The sequence below is a fragment of the Methylorubrum sp. GM97 genome, assembly GCF_024347855.1.
GTDB lineage: Bacteria > Pseudomonadota > Alphaproteobacteria > Rhizobiales > Beijerinckiaceae > Methylobacterium > Methylobacterium extorquens.
In genome coordinates, this window is record NZ_AP025942.1 from 3,361,227 (window position 1) to 3,379,885 (window position 18,659).

Consider the following 18,659-nt stretch of genomic DNA (forward strand, 5'->3'; position numbering starts at 1 on the left):
CCGAGGGACTCCCCGCGGGACCGTCGATGGGTTCGGCGGGGAGCCTATCGCGTCTCGAAGAAGCGGTTGCCCGGCCGCTCCAGGCCGAGATGATCCCGCAAGGTCGTGCCCTCGTATTCCGTCCGGAACAGGCCGCGCCGCTGGAGTTCGGGCACCACGCCGGCGCAGAAGTCGTCGAGCCCTTCCGGCACGAAGGGGAACATCACGTTGAAGCCGTCGCAGGCTTGCGCCCCCAGCCATTCCCCCATCCGGTCGGCGATCTGCTCCGGCGTGCCGATAAAGCTGAGCCCGCCATAGCCGCCGACGCGGCGGGCGAGGTCGCGCACCGTCGCCCCCGTGCGGCGGGCATAGTCGACGATCTGCGCCTGCCCGCTCTTGCTGGCATTCGATTCCGGGATCTCGGGGAGCGGCGCATCGAGGTCGAAGCCGCTGGCATCCGTGCCGAGACGGACCGAGAGGTTGGCGAGCCCGCTCTCGACCGGCACCAGCGCATCGAGCCGCGCCTTCTTCGCCTTCGCCTCCTCTTCCGTGCCGCCGACCACGACGAAGGCGCCGGGCAGGATCTTGAGGGCGTCGCGGGACCGGCCGGCTGCCGCCATCCGACCCTTCACGTCGGCGTAGAATGTCTGGCCAGCCTCCAGCGACGAGGCTGAGCCGAACACCATCTCGGCGGTCTCCGCCGCGATCTGGCGCCCGGCCTCGGAGGCACCCGCCTGCACGATCACGGGCCAGCCCTGCACCGGCCGCGCGACGTTGAGCGGCCCCTTCACCTTCAGGAATTCGCCCTGGTGGTTCAGGGTGCGGAGTTTTTCGGGATCGAAGAACAGACCCTGCTCGACATCGCGGATGAAGGCATCGTCGGCCCAGGAATCCCACAGCCCGGTGACGACTTCGAAAAACTCGCGGGCGCGGGCGTAGCGGGTGGCGTGGTCGAGATGCGCGTCGCGGCCGAAATTCAGCGCCTCGTCCGGGTTGCCGGAGGTGACGAGGTTCCAGCCGGCGCGTCCCTTCGAGATGTGATCGAGCGAGGCGAACTTGCGGGCCACATGGTAGGGCTCGTTGTAGGTGGTCGAGGCGGTGGCGATCAGCCCGATCCGCTCCGTCACCATGGCCAGCGCCGGCAGCAGCGTCAGCGGGTCGAACGAGGTGACGGTGGCCGAGCGCTTCAGCGCCTCCATCGGCATGTTCATCACCGCCAGATGGTCGGCCATGAAGAAGGCGTCGAACTTGGCGGCCTCCAGGGTGCGGGCGAAGCACACGAGGTGGTCGAGGTTGAAGTTCGCGTCCGGAAAGCCGCCGGGATAACGCCACCACGCGGTGTGGATGCCGATCGGGCGCATGAAGGCGCCGAGATGGAGTTGTTTTCGAGATTCGCTCAACGGGGTCCTCCGGCCGCATCCACCCTTCGGTGCCGCCGATATGGTGCGCCGCCGCGGCCCGGCATCACCGCTCATGAGCGCCGGCTGTGAGGATACCACCGCCCTAGGATTGCACGCACCGTCTCCGTAAGGTTCGGGCCGCAAGGCGATACGAGGGAAGCGAGCATGGCTGGAGCGAGCGTCACGCAGGATGTCCCCTACCGTGCCCTGAACGGCTGGCTGGCGCTCTTCATCGCCATCCCCTGCCTCGCGCTGGCGGCCCTGACCTTCCTCGGCGGCGGCGTGCTGGTGCTCGGCCGCGGCAGCGTCGGCCCCGCCTTCCTGCTGGTCTCGGTGGTGGCGCTCGTCGCCGGGATCGTGCTGCTGGCCGGGCTCATCACCCTCAAGCCGCGGCAGGCCGCGGTGCTGACCCTGTTCGGGCGCTATCACGGCACCATCGCCCGCGACGGCTTCTGGTGGCGCAACCCGCTGACGGCGGTGACCAAGGTCTCGCTCGCGATCGAGGCGCAGGAGACCAAGATCATCACGGTCAACGACCTGATGGGCAACCCGATCACCATCGCGGCCGCCGCGATCTGGCGGGTGCAGGATGCCGCGCGCGCCACCTTCGACGTCGGCAGCTACCACGACTTCGTCTCGCTCCAGGCGGAGGCGGCGCTACGCAATATCGCCTCGACCCGGCCCTACGACCACGAGGAGGCGGAAAATGTCGGCGACGAGGCGGGCGACGCCAAGCGCCGGCTCGCGGAGAAGGCCACCCGCGTCGCCTCGCTCCGGGCCGACCGCGACGCCATCCATGCCGACCTGATCACGGAACTGGGCCAGCGCGTCGCGGTGGCGGGCGTGGTGGTGGAGGACGTGCGGATCACCCATCTCGCCTACGCGCCGGAAATCGCGGGTGCGATGCTCAAGCGCCAGCAGGCCGGCGCCATCATCGCGGCCCGCCGCCAGATCGTGGAGGGCGCGGTCGCCATCGTGCGCGACACGATCCGCCGCCTGGAACAGCCGGAGGACGGCCATGCCGGCATCCTCTTCGACGATCAGGGCCGCGCCAGCATGGCCCAGAACATGCTCATCATGATCGTGGGAGACCGCGAGGCGACGCCGGTGGTGAGCGTGGGGACGAAGCCGTAGGCCGTCACAGATCGATCCGGCGCTCGAGACTGAACGCATCGGCGAATCAGGCCTGCTGTTCAAATATCTCCGAAGTGAGAATTTGTAAAACCCCTTCGCGTGAGGGGTGAGATGCGCCGGATCGGCATTTCACCTTCACCAGACCTGTCGTTAATGCAGATGCCCCGGTCCCCGCAGCAGGCGGTGACCTTGCTCGAAGGAACCGGCAGGCATGGGGCAGGACGGCGCAATCCTTCGTCATTTCAGGCACGACGCGATCCGGCTGCTCCGGCCGGTCTGGCCGCTGGTCGCCGTCGCGACAGCGCTCGGGGCGGTCGGCGGCCTCGCCACCGCCGCGGCTCTGGCCAAGATCAACGAGGCTTTCTACGGGGAGGGTGCGCTCGCCGACGGCGTATTGCTGGCGTTTGCCGGGTTCGCGGCCCTGAGCGTTCTCGGCACGTTTGCGGCCAGTTTCGGCAACACCTACGCGGGCGGACGCATACAGGCGGCGCTCAGCCGCGACCTCACCGATAAGATCCTGACCGCGCCGATCGAACGGATCGAGCGCCTTGGCAAGCACAAGCTGCTCGCCTCGCTCCAGGGCGATGTGAGCACCATCTTCACGGCCATCGCGTTCCTCTCGCCGATGGTGGTCGCGGGCGGGACGCTCATCGGCTGCGCGGCCTACATGATCCTCCTGTCACCCGCCCTCTCGGCGGTGACGGCGGTGGTCCTGATCCTTGAGAGTCTCGGCGCGAACGCCCTGCGCCGGCGCATGCTCCGGTACTTCGAGGAGGTCCGCAAGAACCGCGAGGCGACCCAGAAGCACTACCTCACCCTGACCGAGGCGGCGAAGGAGTTGCGAATCGGCCGCGAACGCCGGCTCCACCTCCGCGACGTCGCGCTCAACGCCTGCATCGAGCAGGGGCGCCATTTGATGACGCGGATCGCCGTCATCCAGCAATCGCTATCGATGCTGAGCCAATCGACCAATTTCCTGCTGTTCGCCGGTCTCATCGCCTACAAGGTTCTGGCCGGCATCAGCGGCGCCGAACTCTCCGGCTTCGTGCTCGTGCTGCTCTACATCCAGGCACCGATCGACCAGCTCATCCACTTCGTACCGTTGATCGGACAGGCCCAGATCGCCTACCGGCGCATCGCCGAGTTCTCGGAAGAGGGAGCGGAGGCGGAGGCCGGCCTGCTCACCGCCACGCCGTCGGAGCCGGCCCGCCGCATCCGCGAGATCACCCTGCGCGGCGTCAGCCACGGCTTCCCGGCGGCCGGCGACAAGGCCCCCTTCGCCCTCGGCCCGCTCGACCTGACGATCCGGGCCGGCGAGATCCTGTTCATCGTCGGCGAGAACGGCTCGGGCAAAACGACGCTGATCAAGCTGCTGCTCGGCCTCTACCCGCCTCAGGCTGGCGAGATCCTGCTCGACGGCGTGCTGGTGACGGCAGGGACGCGCGACGCCTACCGCCAGCACTTCTCGGCGATCTTCTTCGACTACCACCTGTTCGACGAGCTGATCCCCGCCGACGGTGCCGGCCCTGATGCCGCCCGGCCCCTGCTGGAACGGCTCGATCTGGCCCACAAGGTCGGCATCAGCGAGGGACGCTTCTCCACCACCGACCTCTCGACCGGCCAGCGCAAGCGCCTCGCCCTGGTCCAGGCTGTTCTCGAAGGACGCCCGGTCCTCGTGCTGGACGAGTGGGCAGCGGAGCAGGATCCGACCTTCCGGCGCCGCTTCTACGAGGAACTTCTTCCGGACCTGAGAAGCGGCGGCCGAACCCTCATCGTCATCAGCCACGACGACCGCTATTTCGACGCCGCCGACCGGGTGCTGCACTTGGCGGAAGGACGGATCGTGGAGATCACGGAGAGGGCTGTGGCCGAGCCGGCCTGACGGATCGCTGCGGCGCGAGCGTCACCGACACGACTCGGCACTACGGCGATTCAGTGCCCCAGACGGCTTCCGTCGAGGGAAAAGCGGAGCGGATCAGATATCCAGCTCCGTCCCATCGGCGAACGACGCCCGCTCGGTGATGAAGGCGAAGCGCGCCTCGGGCTTGTTGCCCATCAGGCGCTCGACCGTGTCACCGGTCGATTCCCGCGCCTCGTCGAGGATCGCGACGCGGAGAAGCGTGCGCTTCTTCGGGTCCATCGTCGTCTCCTTCAACTGCGCCGGCATCATCTCGCCGAGGCCCTTGAAGCGGCCGATCTCGACCTTGCCGTTCTTGAACACGGTCTTGATGATCCGCTCCTTGTCCGCATCGTCGCGGGCATAGGCCGATTTCGCGCCCTGGCTGATCCGGTAGAGCGGCGGGATCGCGAGGTAGAGATGCCCCTTGTCGATGAGCTTGGGCATCTGCCGGTAGAAGAAGGTGATGAGGAGCGAAGCGATGTGGGCGCCGTCCACATCCGCGTCGGTCATGATGATGACCCGGTCGTAGCGAAGGTCCGCCTCGCGGAAGTTCGCGCCGGTGCCGCAGCCGAGCGCCAGCGTCAGATCCGAGATGAGCTGGTTGGCGCCGAGCTTGTCGCGGCTCGCCGAGGCCACGTTCAGGATCTTTCCCCGCAACGGCAGCACGGCTTGCGTGGCGCGGTCGCGGGCCTGCTTGGCAGAACCGCCGGCCGAGTCGCCCTCGACGATGAAGATCTCGGAGCCCACCGTGCCGGCGGCCGAGCAATCGGCGAGCTTGCCGGGCAGGCGCAGCTTGCGGGTGGCGCTCTTGCGGGCGACCTCCTTTTCCTGGCGGCGGCGCAGGCGCTCCTCCGCCCGGTCGATCACCCAATCGAGCAGCTTGTTGGCCTGGGCGGGCGAGGCCGCGAGCCAGTGGTCGAAGGCGTCGCGAATCGCCGTCTCGACGATGCGGGAGGCCTCCACCGTCGCGAGCTTGTCCTTGGTCTGGCCCTGGAATTCCGGCTCGCGGATGAAGACCGAGAGCATCGAGGCGCAGGTCGCCATCACGTCGTCGGTGGTCACCGCCGTCATGCGCTTGGCTTGGTTCACGCGCTCGGCATGCTCGCGGAGCGCCCGCAGCAGCGCGACGCGCAGGCCCGCCTCGTGGGTGCCGCCCTCCGGCGTCGGGATCGTGTTGCAGTACGAGTGCGAGACGCCGTCATCGGCGACCGTCCAGGCGACCGCCCATTCGAGCGAGCCGTGCGAGCCGGGTTTGGTGATCTTCCCCGAGAAGATGGAATCGAGGACGAGCTCCTTCCCCTCAATGTCGCGGGCGAGATAGTCCGAGAGCCCGCCGGGGAAGCGGTGCACGGCCTCCGCCGGCACATCCTCCAGCCCTTCGAGCAGGGACGGGGCGCAGCGCCAGCGGATCTCGACGCCGCCGAACAGGTAGGCCTTGGAACGGGCCATCTTGAACAGGCGGCGCGGGTCGAACTTGAGCGAGCCGAAGATCTGCGCGTCGGGATGGAAGCGCACTCGCGTGCCGCGCCGGTTATGCACCCGCCCGATCGTCTCCAGGCTTCCCTGCGCATGACCGCGGGAAAAGCACTGCCGATAGAGGGTCTGATTGCGCGCGACCTCGACCTCGAGCACGTCCGAGAGTGCGTTGACGACGGAGATGCCGACGCCGTGCAGGCCGCCGGAGGTCTCGTAGACCTTCGAATCGAACTTACCGCCCGCATGCAGCGTGGTCATGATGACCTCGAGCGCGGATTTGCCCGGGAATTTCGGATGCGGATCGACCGGGATGCCGCGGCCGTTATCGGTGACGACGAGAGAGCCCGATTCTTCCAGCTCCACCTCGATGAAGCTCGCGTGGCCCGCGACCGCTTCGTCCATGGAGTTGTCGATCACCTCGGCGAAGAGGTGGTGCAACGCCCGCTCGTCGGTGCCGCCGATATACATGCCCGGCCGGCGCCGCACCGGCTCCAGCCCCTCCAGCACCTCGATCGCCGAGGCGTCGTAACCCGCCTCCGCCGTTTCCGGCGCGGGCGCCGGAGACGGTGCCACGGGGGTGAGGCGGCGGCGGCGCTCGGCCTCCGCGGGGGGAGGCTTGGCACCAGGTCCGAACAGGTCGCGTGCCGGATCGCTCACGCGACGGCTCCTCGAATCGGGTCGGAGACGGGCTGCATGGCTCTTCATACCCTCACTGTAGCGGAACAAACAGGAAACAAAAAGTCTCCTGTCCGCTTCCGCCGGTCGCAGTACCACGACGGCCGGCCGCGTTCGAAGCCCGACGATCCTGCCAAGCCCGGCGCGTTGTCATCACAGTGATGCGGGCGGATGGTTAAGACGGCCTCACGAAGCCTGTGGTGGGCGGCAATCCTGCGGCTGAAACAAGGCAGCGGAACGTTAAGGCGGCGCGGCCCAGGATGGCGATGGGAACAGAAGATGGTCTCCGGACGTTAACTCAGCACGGTCAGCTTGACCGTAAGGGAGCCACGCCGATGACCCCCGCTGCCGCTCAAGCGCGTCACCTCTCCCTCATGCGCCTGGAACAGGCCGCGGGCCAGGCCTTCGGCTATGCCGACGAGCCCGAGCCGACCGCGTCCCGTTCCGCGATGCTGCTCTCGTCATCGGGCTTCGCCATCGCCACCGTGGCGACGGCTCTGGCAGCCACCATCACCTATCTCGTCTGATCCTGCCGCGAACGAAGCAGCGGTCACGCCGCCGCGGGCAGGGCGCAGAGGCGGATGTCCTGCGCCAGCGCATCGACCCGCGCCGGCTCTGAATCCCAGGCGAACATGAAGCGGGACGCCCCGCCGATGAAGCCGTAGAACTGCCAGCCGCGGGCGCGCAGCCCCTCTTGGACCGGCGCGGGCAGGTTCAGAAACACGCCGTTGGCCTCCACCGGTGCCGCGAGCGAGATGCCCGGCACGTCGGCGATTGCCCGTACCAGCCGTCGGGCACATTCATTGGCGTGGCGGGCGTTGTCGAGCCACGCCCCGTTCTCCAGCATGCCAACCCAGGGCGCCGAGAGGTAGCGCATCTTCGAGGCGAGCTGGCCCGCCTGCTTGCAGCGGTAGTCGAAATCCTCCGCGAGCCTTCGGTCGAAGAAGATCACTGCCTCGCCGACCGCCATGCCGTTCTTGGTGCCGCCGAAGCAGAGCACGTCGACGCCGGCCTTCCAGGTCAGTTCGGCCGGGGAGGCGTCGAGCGAGGCGCAGGCATTGGCAAAGCGCGCGCCGTCCATGTGCAGGCGCAGGCCCAATGCGCGGCAAACGGCCGAGATGGCCGCGATCTCGTCGAGGCTGTAGACCCGCCCCGTCTCCGTCGCCTGGGTCAGCGTCACCGCCCGCGGTTTCGGGAAATGGATGTCGCTGCGCTTGCCGGCGATCGTCCGCACGATCTCGGGCGTGAGCTTCCCGTCATCGGTCGCGGCGGTCAGCAGCTTCGAGCCGTTGGAGAAGAATTCCGGCGCGCCGCATTCGTCGGTCTCGATATGCGCCGAGTCCGCACAGATCACGCTGTGATAGGATTGGCAGAGCGAGGCCAGCGCCAGCGAGTTGGCGGCAGTGCCGTTGAAGACGAAGAACACCTCGCAATCGGTCTCGAACAACCGCCGGAAGCCGTCGGCCGCGGCTTGCGTCCAGGTATCGGCCCCGTAGGCGGGGGCGTGGCCGGCATTGGCCGCCTGCATCGCGGCGAGGGCCTCCGGGCAGATCCCGGCATAGTTGTCGCTGGCGAATTGCTGTTCGGCCACGGCACGCTCCCGCTTCGTATCGGCGTCAAAAAGAAGGCCGGGCGGTGAGGGACCCGCCCGGCCTCATGACACCAATGTCGATCCAAGGGCCGATTTTTGCACCCCTCCCAGCCGATGGGCAGAGATGCAACCGCTCGAATGTCAGGCCGCGGCGAGCGACATCGACATCGATTCCTTCTTCATCAACTCGCGGTAGAAGCCGTCGAGATGGGTCAGCTTCTCCGGCGAGCCGTCCTGCACGATGCGCCCGCCCTCGAGCACGACGATCCGGTCGAAGTCCTTCAGCGTCGAGAGGCGGTGCGCGATGGCGATCACCGTGCGGCCCTTCATCAGGTTGGCGAGCGCGGCGCGGATCGCCTCCTCGGATTCGGCATCGAGCGCCGAGGTCGCCTCGTCGAGCAGCAGGATCGGCGAGTCCTTCAGGATGGCACGGGCAATGGCGATGCGCTGGCGCTGGCCGCCGGAGAGCTTCACGCCGCGGTCGCCGACGATGGTGTCGAAGCCTTCCGGCAGCGACTGGATGAAGTCGGTGCAGTGGGCCGCTTCCGCCGCCTTCCAGACCTCCTCGTCGGTCGCGTCGGGCCGGCCGTAGCGAATGTTCTCGCGTAGGGAGCGATGGAACATCGACACGTCCTGCGGCACCACCGTGATTGCCTCGCGCAAGCTATCCTGCGTGACACGGTTGATGTCCTGTCCGTTGATGAGGATGCGTCCGCCCTGCACCTCGTAGAAGCGCTGGATCAGCGAGAACAGGGTCGACTTGCCGCCGCCCGACTTGCCGACCAGCCCCACCGTCTGACCGGCCGGAATCAGCAGGTCGAAATCGGAGAAGACGGTGCGCCCGTCGGGATAGCTGAAGGCGACGTGGTCGAAATGCATCTCGGCGCCGGTCTGGCCGATGAGCTTCTCCGCTTCCGGATGATCGACCAGTTCGTGCGGCTGCAGCAGCGTGTGCAGCGCCTCCGACAGGCGGGCGGTGTGCTGGGTCGCGTCCACCAGCGCGACGGCGAGGTCGCGGGTAGCGGCGAGGATGCGGATGCCCAGCGTGCAGACGAGGACGACCTGACCGGTGGTGGCCTGACCGGCTTCCCACATCTTGATCGACCAGTAGAGCAGGCCGAGGATCGAGATCACGGTGAGGATGGCGTGGGTGATGCGCAGCTTCTCGAGGTAGAGGAGCGAGGAGCGGCGCGCCCGCATCTCGGAGCCGATGGTGCCGTCGAAGCGCACGAACTCGCGGTTGAACGCGGAGAAGGCGCGCACCAGCGGCATGTTGCCGACGAGATCGACCATCTCACCATCGACGCTCGCGGCCTTGGCGGCGAAGTCGTGGTGCAGCGGCTTGCCGGCGGAGGCCATCTTGAACATCAGCAGCACGACCGCGGCGAAGATGCCGGCGAGCACGAGCGCCATCGTGAGGTTCACGGTGCCGATATAGATGATCGAGAGCACGGCCGCGACGCAGGGCGGCATCACGTTGAACGTGAACATGTTCTCGACGGTGAAGATCGCGTTCGACGTCGCGGTGATGCGCGAGGCCAACGTACCGGGCTGGCGGTCGGCGAAGAAGGACGGGGCGTGGCCCGTCATGTGGCGGAAGAGATCCCGGCGGATGTCGCCGGTCACGCCGACGAAGGTGAAGGCCCCGACCAGAGCCGCGACGCGCCAGAGCAGGTTGTCGGCGGCGATGAAGCCGATCAGCACCGCCAAGGCCGTCCAGACCTGCCCCGCGCTCGGCCCCTTGCCGAGGGCATCGACCACGCCCTTGAGCGCGTAGTCGGTCGAGACCGAGAAGGACACCGCACCGAGCACGGAGAAGAGAATCACGAGATGCGGGACGATCCGGCGCCTGAGATAGCGCCCGACAAAGGCCCCCGGTCTGTTGGCGTATTGGCAGAGATCTTCCATCGCGATCGTCAGTCCCGATTCGATCAGACCCGCTGGGCGCCGATTGTGGCTGGAGGGCGCACAGGGCACCCGTTAACCGCAACGCGAAGCGTCGCCTTATGTTTCAAGCGCGCGGGGCTTTCCGCCGGATAGCTCGGCGAAGATGAACCGCGCTTAAGCGGATGTGCGGCGCAAAAACGATTCCAACCCCGTCGGCCGGCGCAGGTCAAGACGGGTCGTGCGCCTCATCCCCGTTCCTGCGCCGGGTCTCCGGCATGATCAGGAGGACGAGGGCGAGGCCGGCGGCGCCGACGATGGCGAGGCCCAGGAACGCGGTCCGGCTGCCAAGTTCGTCGGCCATGAAGCCGGCGAGCGCCGTGGAGAGGGCAGCGCCGATGCCCATGCCGGTCCCGACCGCCCCGAGTGCCGTGTTGAACCGGCCGGTGCCGCGGGTGACGTCGGAGACGATCAGCGGGACCATGACGCCGAGAACGGAGGCCGAGATGCCGTCGAAGACCTGGATCGCCACCATCCAGTAGGGGTCGCTGACGAAGGCGAAGAGCAGGCCGCGGACGGGCAGGGCCGCAAAACCGATCACGAGGAGCGGTTTTCGTCCCCAGCGTTCGGCGAGGCGGCCGACGAAGGGGGCGGTGAGCGCGAGCACCGCCTGCGGGACCATGATGCAGGCAGCCACCAGAGCCGTGGCGGTCTCGCTGGCGCGCAGGGTCATGACGCTGCCGACCAAAGGCAGCATCGCGGCATTGGCCAGGAAGAACAGCACCATGCAGGCGGCAAAGCACAGAAGCGCCCGGTTCTTCAGGAGCGCCGAGATGCCGCCGGCCTCCCGTGGCTCCGGTTCCTGAGCGGCGGGCCGGGGCCTGCCGGCGTCCACGGCGCGCCCCGACGGGATGAACGACAGGGCCATCAGGGCCGGGATCACCAGCACGCCCGCGAGATAGAACACCGCGTTGTTCGAGAGATAATAGCCGATCGCGCCCATGCCGGCGGCGCCGAGCGCGTTGCCGACGGCCGAGAAGCTGGCATTGCGCCCCAGCCGCTCGCCGGCCCGGGCATGGCCGACGAGGCCGATGGAGATCGCGGCGATGGCCGGCGTCAGCACGCAGCTCGCCGCCGAGTGGATCGCCATGGCGAGCATCACGACGAGATAGGTCGGAAGTGCTGCCAGCATCACGGCACTCGCGCCGACCCAGAACGCCGAGAAACCGGCGGCGAAGCGCTTCGAGCGGGAGGCATCGACGAAAGCGCCGCCCGGCATCTGCCCGAGCAGGCTGACGAGGCTGCCCACGGTGAGCGCGAGGCCGATATCCGACTGCGTCCACTTCTGCTGGGTGAAGTAGACGGCGAGGAAGGGCCCGAACCCGGTCTGCAGGTTGGCGATGAAGAACGTGAACGCGTCGAGGCCGTAGGTCGCCCGGCGCGACGGATCGGCGGGACCGGGCGTGCTCGGTCGGCCCGCGCGCCGCACCGGACGGGAGCCGCCGCGCTCGCGCAGGTCGGTGCGATGGCTGTCGCGCTCGCGCGCTGGATAGGCGCGCCGTTCCGTCACCGGGCTTGCCGTCATTTGTCCGGCGTCTTCTCCGGTGGCCGGTCCGGGGCCTTGTCGGACGGGGCGGCAGGCTTCTCGGCGGCGGCGGAGGCGTCGCCTTCCGGCGGGACGGCGGCACCGGTGTTCGCGGCGCCCGGGCTGGCGGCACTTGGGCTGGAGGGAGCACCCGGGCTAGTGGCCCCGAGCACGACGATCGGGTCGCCGGACTTGTATTCGGGCGAGACCCGGACCTGATTGCGGTTGAGCTGGAGCGTGAGGCGCCCGACCTTGCCCTCGGTGGTGAACTTCAGGACGCGCCAATCCACCGCGATCTTGCGGGAGCCGACGCCGAGAAAGCCGCCGAAATCGATCACCGCGGCGCGGGGACGTCCGTCGCGGTCGATGATGACGTCGATGATCCGGCCGAGATCGTCGCCGTTCATCGCGCGCACGCTCTTGCCGAGCAGGCTCTCGTAATCCTGGGTGTCGAGCACCACCGCCGGGGTGCCGCCCTCCTGGGACGGCGTCACGGCACCGTTCGCGGGTGCAGCCGGCACCGGGGCCGGAGGCGGAGCGGTCGCGGCGGGAGGCGGAGTAGTCACGACGGGAGGCGAAGCGCTGCCGGGGGCCCCCGACGAGCCGTCCGCGGCCATGGCCGCCGTAGCGAGGAGGGCGATCGCCGGTGTCACGATCGGCCGGATCAGTCTGAGCACCCCTACTACCTCTCGACAGTCGAAAAAGATGAGCGAGCCGGTCTCTGCGAGCCGGCGCTCCCCGGACATCATGGGGCGGGCGGACGCATCGTCCATGCCCGGCAACCACGGCGAAGTTGTGGATGGGCCAGAAACGCCGCTCCGACCGTCCCGCCGGAACCGGGTGGACACGGGCGACGGCCGTCTGGTTTTCGCCCAAACCCTGCCTTAGACGGATGCAGGAAATCTTAACGTTCCCGACCCTTGGCCGTCCCCAGGCCGAGCCGTGGCCGGGAACGGCCGGTACGAGGACAAGACTGCATGTTCGACCCGTCGAGACTCTGCGCCGCGGCGCTTCTTGCGGCGAGCCTTGGCGGTTGCCAGGCGCTCGGTGGTGGCGGCGGTGTGATGCCGGAAACCGATCTCGGCCCGCCGCCCTCCGCCCGCGGCACGCTGCCCGGCCGCCCCCTGCGCAGTGCTCAGACCGACGATGACGGCCGTCCGCTCGCCGCCGCCCCGACCCGCGCCTTGGAGCTGCCGAAGAACTTCCGCGGCGACACCCGCACTGCCGATGACGGCCCGCGCCGCATCCGCCGGGAGGAGATCGACGGCGAGACGACGTCGCGGTCCAGCTCCGGCGGCCTCGCCCCCCAGATGGGCGCGGGCGGCAGTGTCGGCCTCGGCGGCAAATTCTGAGCCGCGCCTGACTTCGGATTACAGGCGCCGCCGCCTCAGGCGGTCGGCGCCTTGCGGCCGCCCCAGTGATCGTTGAGGCGCCCGCCGAAACCGGGATCGTCGAACGGATTTTCGCCGGGCCCCTGGGTCGGCGCGCCTTCGAGATCGGCAGGGTCGATATCGACCACGTATCCGCCGAGTTCGACCGAGTAGGTCAGCGCGTTCCAGGGCAGGGGGTGGTGGTTCTCGCCAAAGCCGAGGAAGCCACCGAAGGACAGCACGGCGTAGGCGACCTGTCCCGACACCTTGTCGACCATGAAATTGTAAACGCTGCCGAGGTGGCGCCCGGTGCTGTCATAGACCGGGGTGCCCTCGACCTTGTCGGAAGCGATCAACCGGGGTGTCTCGTCGGTCGCGACCCCCTCGCCGGAGGTCGGGTCCAGTTCCAGCGTTCCCGGCTTACGATAGGCCCGCTCTTCGGGCAGATCCGTCGGCATCCACGTCTCCAGCATATCCCTGACAGGCCCGCGACAGGCCCGTGATCCGGGTGTCTTGGTTGAATGCGAGGCGGCAAACACGGTTCCCGCCTCGACCGAGACGCGCGGCGGGATCACCGGAGCAGCCCCGGTCAGCGCGAAAAAATCCCTCAGGCAGTGGATTGAGCTGCGGAAAGGTCCGCTGATCTGTGGATGGACACCATGGCGGCGCTGTTCTCCACTTGGAACGGGCGCGGCACCGCTTAGTTGTTGCTCCTCAGTGCCCCGATGCCGCTCGGCCTCGTGTCACGAATCGCCGGTCCGCAGGACGGAGGGAAACCATGGCTACCAAGACGACGGAGAAGAAGGCGGCTGCGCCCAAGAGTGCCCCGAAGAAGGAGACCGCCACGAAGGCTGCCTCCGGCACCAAGCCCAACGCGCTTCAGCAGCCCCTGAAGCCGTCTCCCGAACTCGCCGCCATCGTCGGCGACAATCCCCTGCCGCGTGGCGAAGTCGTCAGCAAGGTGTGGGAGCACATCAAGAAGCACAATCTCCAGAACCCGGAGAACAAGCGCGAAATTCTCGCCGACGACAAGCTCAAGAAGATCTTCGGCAAGGACAAGTGCTCGATGTTCGAGATGAACAAGCACCTCGCCGCGCACCTCAAGTCCTGATTTGAAGGAACCGTTCGCGGGCCGTCCCTCGGAGTACGGTGCCGGTCAAGCCGGCCCCGTACGTCCGGTGGGCTCGGGAGCGGTGAGCCTCAGGTGATGCCGCGCAGCACGCCGCCATCGACCCGCAGGGCCGCCCCCGTGGTGGCGCTCGCGGCGGGCGTGCAGAGATAGGCGACCATGTTGGCCACTTCCTCCGGCTGCGCGAGGCGCTTCAGGAGCGAGGTCGGTCGGTTCTCGGCGATGAAGGCGCGGCCCTTGGCCTCCAGATCGCCTTCGCCCCCGCCCATCGATTCGAGAAAATCCGCGACACCCTCGGTCATGGTCGGGCCGGGGAGCACGCTGTTGACGGTGACGCCGCTGCCCCCCACCGTCTCGGCGAGACCGCGGGAGACAGCGAGCTGCGCCGTCTTCGTCACGCCGTAATGGACCATCTCGGGCGGGATGTTGACGCCCGACTCGCTGGCGATGAAGACGATCCGTCCCCAGCCGCGCTCGACCATGCCGGGACCGTAGGCACGGGATAGGCGAATGCCGCTCATCACGTTCATCTCGAAGAAGCGGCGCCACTCGGCATCGGCGATCTCGAAGAACGGCTTCGGCTCGAAGATGCCGGCATTGTTGATCAGGATGTCGACCCGCGGCAGGGCGGCGAGGAGTTCGCCCGCCCCCTCCTCGGTGCCGACATCGCCGATGCCGGCGATGAACTCGGCCCCCGGCACCTCGCCGCGCAGGCGCGCGATGGCCGCCTCCACCCGCTCGCCGGTGCGGCCGTTGATGGCGACGTAGGCGCCGAGCCGGGCGAGTTCGCGGGCCACCGCGTAGCCGATGCCGCCGGTGGAACCGGTGACGAGGGCGCTGCGCCCCTTCAGGTCGATATCCATCATTCGCCTCCGTTGGCCGCGGCCGTCCCTGTCCCGGCGTCAACGCACGAGCCGGGCCATGGTGCTGAGCGAAGATGCGCGGTCAGGGTCCCGTCCGCCGCAGGCCGCTCGCCAGGGCACCCGCCAGCGCTAGGGCGACGGCGCACCAGAGCGTGACGGCGAAGGCGCCCGCCGGACCACCGGGGACGAGGCCGAACAACACGGCGACCCAAGCTGCACCGAGGGACTGGCCGACGAGCCGGGCACTTGCCTGCATGCCGCTGGCGCCGCCGCTGCGCTCCCGCGGCGCGCTGGTGATGATGACCTTGTTGTTGGGCGACTGGAACAGCCCGAAACCGATCCCCGACAGCGTCAACCGCCAGACGATGTCGAAGGTCGCCGGCGCCTCCGGCAGGAGGGCCAGCGCCGCCATGCCGACGGCGAGCAGGACGAGGCCGAGGCTGCCGAGCAAGCCCGGCGGGACGCGGTCGGCGAGCCGGCCGGCAAAGGGCGACATCGCCGCGATGGCGAGCGGCCACGGCGTCATCAGGAAGCCGGTTCGGGTCTCCGAGAAGCCGAGGGCGTCGTGGAAGTAGAAGGGCAGGGCGACGTAGGCGATCATCTGCGCCGCGAAGGAGCAGATCGAGGCCACCATCGACAGGGCGAAGGCCGGAATCCGCAGGAGGTCGAGCGGCAGCAGCGGCGCCGCGAGCCGGATTTGGGTCCGTACGAAGACGATGCCGACCCCAACCGAGGCGGCGATTGCGGCCGCGGCGAGCCCGCGCGTGTCCGGATCCGCGAACGCGTCGAGACCGACGATCAGCAGCCCGACGGTGAGGGCATTGAGGCTTGCGCTCCGCAGGTCGAAGCGCCGGGCGGAGCGGGGCGTTCGCGGCAGCGTGCGCGCGCCCACCGCCAGCGCCACCAGCCCGACCGGCAGGTTGACGAGGAACAGCCAGGGCCAGGCGGCGACCGAGAGGATCGCGGCGGCGACCGTCGGACCGGCGGCCGACGCCACCGCCACGATGAGCGCGACGTTGCCGACGCCGCGCCCGATCAGCCGGCTCGGATAGATGAAGCGCACCAAAGCGATGTTGACGCTCATGATCCCGGCCGCACCCAGCCCCTGGGCGACCCGCGCGGCGGTGAGGCTCGCAAGGTTCGGCGAGACCGCGCAGGCGAGCGAGGCGACGGTGAAGACGGCAAGCCCCGCGAGATAGACCCGGCGGTAGCCCCAGATTTCGCCCAGCGTGGCGAGCGGCAGCAGGGCGGCGGTGACCGCGATCTGGTAGGCGCTGACGACGAAGATCGCCTCGGAAGCCGGCACGTCGAGGTCGCGGGCGATCACCGGCAGGGCGACGTTGACGATCGCTCCGTCGAGCACCGCCATGGAGATGGCCAGCGCCATGGCGCAGAGCGCCAGGAGCCGCTCGCGCAGCGGCAGCCCGTCGCCGCTCCCGACTCCGGCCTTTTGAGCCGTCACCGTCCATTTTCCGGTGCTTGCAGGCGAGCGATCCGCCCTATCTGTCTCTCACCGGAGGCTGCGCCACGCGTTGTCGGCGCGCCGCCGGGGCAGAGCCCGCGCCGTTCGCGCAACGCCCCCGGAAGCCGCGCCGGGGACGATGCGCAGGCGTCTTGTATCTGCATCGTCTGTTTTCGAAAGCCGGCCACCACCTTTCGGGACGATGCTCGAGCCGGAGACGAAGTGTCCATGCGTGCCCACCCGATTTTCGCGCCGATCCTCGCGCCTTGCCTCGCGCTTTGTCTCGCGCTCGCGCCGGTGATGGCGCCCGCCGCCCATGCCGAGGAGCCGTCGCCGCTCGGCATCGGCCTCGAAGGCTTCGCTTATCCGTTTCCGGTGCGCTTCCTGCCACTGAGCCGCGACGGCGAGGCGCAGCGCCTCGCCTACATGGATGTGCCGGCCGCCGACAACGCCAACGGACGGACAGTGCTGCTGCTGCACGGACGCAATTTCCCGTCGAGCTACTGGGAGCCGGTGATCCGCACCCTGTCGAACGCGGGCTACCGCGTCGTGGTCCCCGATCAGCTCGGCTTCGGCAAGTCCTCGAAACCGATCGGCTCCTACACCTTCGACCGGATGGCCGCCGACACCCTGGCGCTCGCCGACAGCCTCAAGATCCAGCGGTTCGACATCGTGGCGCATTCCATGGGCGGCATGCTCGCGGTGCGGATGGCCCGCAACTATCCGCAGCGGGTCAACAGCCTCGTGCTGGAAGCGCCGATCGGGCTAGAGGATTACCGCTTCACCGTCCCGCCGGTCTCCGACGAGGCCCTGATCGCCCGCGAGGCGGATCTGACCGCGGACGCCTACCGCAAGCAGCTGATGACGAGCTACGCGCTGTCGATCCCCGCCTCGGCCATCGAGCCGTTCGTGTCGATCCGCGAGCGGGTGAAGGGGTCGGGCGAGTATCCGCGCTGGCTCAAGTCGTTCGTGAACTCCTACCAGATGATCTGGGGCCAGCCGATCGTCCACGAGATCCCGCTCGTGAAGGCGCCGACCCTGTTCATTATGGGCGCGAACGACCACAACGCCCCCGGCAAGGGTTTTGCGCCGACGGAGATGCGCTCCAGCATGGGCGACAACACGGGCCATGCCCGCGCGCTCGCCGGCCGGATGCCGAACGGCAAGGCCGAGGTCCTCAACAATGTCGGCCACCTCGTCCACATGGAGGCGACCGAGATGTTCAACACGCTGACGCTGGAATTCCTCAACACGCACTGATCGCTCGACCGTTCGCGACTCATCGCCGGCCGGGGCGTTGCACTCGGACGGCGACGTGACAGCAAATCCGGAGTTTCAAACATGGATGTCGGTTTCATCGGGCTCGGCCGCATGGGCCGGGTCATGGCGGCGCGGCTCGTCGCGGCGGGCCACCGGGTGCGGGTGTGGAACCGGTCGCCGGAGGCAGCGAGGGCGATCGAGGGCGCCGAGCCCGTGGCCAACGCCGCGGAGGCCTTTGCGGGCGACGCCGCGATCACCATGCTCGCCGACGACGTGGCCCTGCGCGCCGTCACCATCGAGGGCGGGCTGCTCGATTCCGGGCAGCGGCCCGGCGTCCATGTCGGCATGTCCACGATCTCGGTGGCGCTCGCCCGGGAACTGGCCGCGGTCCACGGCCGCGCGGGCGTGCCTTACGTCTCCGCGCCGGTCTTCGGCCGGCCGGACGCCGCGGAAAAGGGCGCGCTGAACATCATCGCCGCGGGTGACGACGCGGCGATCGCGCGGGTGCAGCCGTTGTTCGACGCCATGGGCAGCAAGACCTGGCGCTTCGGCGCGGAGCCGGAGAAGGCCAACGCCGTCAAGCTCGCGGGCAACTTCATGCTGGTCTCGGCCATCGAGGCGATGGGCGAGGCGGCCGCCTTCGCAGAGGGGCACGGCATTGCCGGGGCCGACGTGCTGGAGATGCTCACCAGCACCCTGTTCGCCTCGCCGGTCTACAAGAATTACGGCGCGATGATCATGGAGGGCCGCTACGAGCCGCCGGGCTTCACCATGCGGCTCGGCCTCAAGGATGTCCGCCTCGCTCTGGCCGCGGGCGAGGCGGTCAACGTGCCGATGCCGTTCGCCAGCGTGCTGCGCGACAACCTCCTCGACGCCATCGCCCACGGCGACGGCGACAAGGATTTCGCCGGGCTCGCCACGGTGGCCGCCCGGCGCAGTGGGCGGTAAGCC

Annotated in this window: 16 protein-coding genes; 7 read left to right on the forward strand and 9 right to left on the reverse strand. The window is 68.6% G+C overall.

Going from position 1 to position 18,659, the window contains the following annotated elements:
* Positions 1-44: 44 nt before the first annotated feature.
* Positions 45-1,340 carry an LLM class flavin-dependent oxidoreductase gene (locus MSPGM_RS15585; RefSeq protein WP_012753247.1) on the reverse strand — a complete coding sequence of 432 codons (1,296 nt, stop codon included), beginning with the start codon at positions 1,338-1,340 and terminating at the stop codon, positions 45-47.
* Positions 1,341-1,544: 204 nt separating this feature from the next.
* Here MSPGM_RS15585 and MSPGM_RS15590 point away from each other — a divergent pair, with 204 nt between their 5' ends.
* Together MSPGM_RS15590 and MSPGM_RS15595 are read left to right on the forward strand one after the other, a co-directional pair.
* Entirely contained in the window at positions 1,545-2,513 is a 969-nt protein-coding gene (locus tag MSPGM_RS15590; protein WP_003597978.1) for an SPFH domain-containing protein, read from the forward strand.
* 211 nt (positions 2,514-2,724) lie between these two features.
* Positions 2,725-4,395 carry a cyclic peptide export ABC transporter gene (locus tag MSPGM_RS15595; RefSeq protein ID WP_003597976.1) on the forward strand — a complete coding sequence of 557 codons (1,671 nt, stop codon included), beginning with the start codon at positions 2,725-2,727 and terminating at the stop codon, positions 4,393-4,395.
* A 93-nt stretch (positions 4,396-4,488) separates the two neighbouring features.
* Here MSPGM_RS15595 and parE read toward each other — a convergent pair whose 3' ends face one another.
* Positions 4,489-6,546 (reverse strand): DNA topoisomerase IV subunit B, encoded by a 2,058-nt coding sequence (gene parE, locus MSPGM_RS15600; RefSeq protein WP_261925701.1) that lies wholly within the window; start codon positions 6,544-6,546, stop codon positions 4,489-4,491.
* Between the two features lie 353 nt (positions 6,547-6,899).
* On the opposite strand from parE, the gene MSPGM_RS15605 reads away from it, so the two are divergent.
* Positions 6,900-7,091, forward strand: a complete 192-nt coding sequence (locus tag MSPGM_RS15605; RefSeq protein WP_003597973.1) for a hypothetical protein — start codon at positions 6,900-6,902, stop codon at positions 7,089-7,091.
* A gap of 23 nt (positions 7,092-7,114) precedes the next feature.
* On the opposite strand, the gene MSPGM_RS15610 is transcribed toward MSPGM_RS15605, so the two are convergent.
* The 4 genes from MSPGM_RS15610 to MSPGM_RS15625 all read right to left on the reverse strand — a co-directional run bounded on the left by MSPGM_RS15610 (position 7,115) and on the right by MSPGM_RS15625 (position 12,301).
* Positions 7,115-8,155, reverse strand: coding sequence for a threonine aldolase family protein (locus MSPGM_RS15610; protein WP_261925702.1), 1,041 nt, complete (start codon positions 8,153-8,155; stop codon positions 7,115-7,117).
* Between the two features lie 141 nt (positions 8,156-8,296).
* Complete coding sequence (locus MSPGM_RS15615) at positions 8,297-10,063, reverse strand: ABC transporter ATP-binding protein (protein WP_003597969.1); 1,767 nt, start codon at positions 10,061-10,063, stop codon at positions 8,297-8,299.
* Between the two features lie 205 nt (positions 10,064-10,268).
* Positions 10,269-11,624: an MFS transporter gene (locus tag MSPGM_RS15620; RefSeq protein WP_003597967.1), complete on the reverse strand. Its 1,356-nt coding sequence runs from the start codon at positions 11,622-11,624 to the stop codon at positions 10,269-10,271.
* Positions 11,621-12,301, reverse strand: coding sequence for a PRC-barrel domain-containing protein (locus MSPGM_RS15625; protein ID WP_012753249.1), 681 nt, complete (start codon positions 12,299-12,301; stop codon positions 11,621-11,623). Before MSPGM_RS15625 ends, MSPGM_RS15620 begins: the two co-directional genes overlap by 4 nt.
* A gap of 300 nt (positions 12,302-12,601) precedes the next feature.
* Here MSPGM_RS15625 and MSPGM_RS15630 point away from each other — a divergent pair, with 300 nt between their 5' ends.
* Positions 12,602-12,976, forward strand: a complete 375-nt coding sequence (locus tag MSPGM_RS15630) for a hypothetical protein (protein WP_003597964.1) — start codon at positions 12,602-12,604, stop codon at positions 12,974-12,976.
* A 35-nt stretch (positions 12,977-13,011) separates the two neighbouring features.
* On the opposite strand, the gene MSPGM_RS15635 is transcribed toward MSPGM_RS15630, so the two are convergent.
* Positions 13,012-13,452 carry a PRC-barrel domain-containing protein gene (locus MSPGM_RS15635; protein ID WP_003597962.1) on the reverse strand — a complete coding sequence of 147 codons (441 nt, stop codon included), beginning with the start codon at positions 13,450-13,452 and terminating at the stop codon, positions 13,012-13,014.
* 320 nt (positions 13,453-13,772) lie between these two features.
* On the opposite strand from MSPGM_RS15635, the gene MSPGM_RS15640 reads away from it, so the two are divergent.
* Positions 13,773-14,105 carry an SWIB/MDM2 domain-containing protein gene (locus tag MSPGM_RS15640; RefSeq protein WP_003597961.1) on the forward strand — a complete coding sequence of 111 codons (333 nt, stop codon included), beginning with the start codon at positions 13,773-13,775 and terminating at the stop codon, positions 14,103-14,105.
* Positions 14,106-14,194: 89 nt separating this feature from the next.
* On the opposite strand, the gene MSPGM_RS15645 is transcribed toward MSPGM_RS15640, so the two are convergent.
* Complete coding sequence (locus MSPGM_RS15645) at positions 14,195-14,986, reverse strand: SDR family NAD(P)-dependent oxidoreductase (protein WP_003597959.1); 792 nt, start codon at positions 14,984-14,986, stop codon at positions 14,195-14,197.
* Positions 14,987-15,068: 82 nt separating this feature from the next.
* Positions 15,069-16,448 carry an MFS transporter gene (locus MSPGM_RS15650; RefSeq protein ID WP_003597957.1) on the reverse strand — a complete coding sequence of 460 codons (1,380 nt, stop codon included), beginning with the start codon at positions 16,446-16,448 and terminating at the stop codon, positions 15,069-15,071.
* A 228-nt stretch (positions 16,449-16,676) separates the two neighbouring features.
* On the opposite strand from MSPGM_RS15650, the gene MSPGM_RS15655 reads away from it, so the two are divergent.
* The gene (locus MSPGM_RS15655) at positions 16,677-17,708 is read left to right on the forward strand and encodes an alpha/beta fold hydrolase (RefSeq protein ID WP_003597955.1); all 1,032 of its coding nucleotides are present in this window, start codon (positions 16,677-16,679) and stop codon (positions 17,706-17,708) included.
* Between the two features lie 81 nt (positions 17,709-17,789).
* Positions 17,790-18,656 (forward strand): NAD(P)-dependent oxidoreductase, encoded by an 867-nt coding sequence (locus MSPGM_RS15660; RefSeq protein WP_003597953.1) that lies wholly within the window; start codon positions 17,790-17,792, stop codon positions 18,654-18,656.
* Positions 18,657-18,659: the final 3 nt, after the last annotated feature.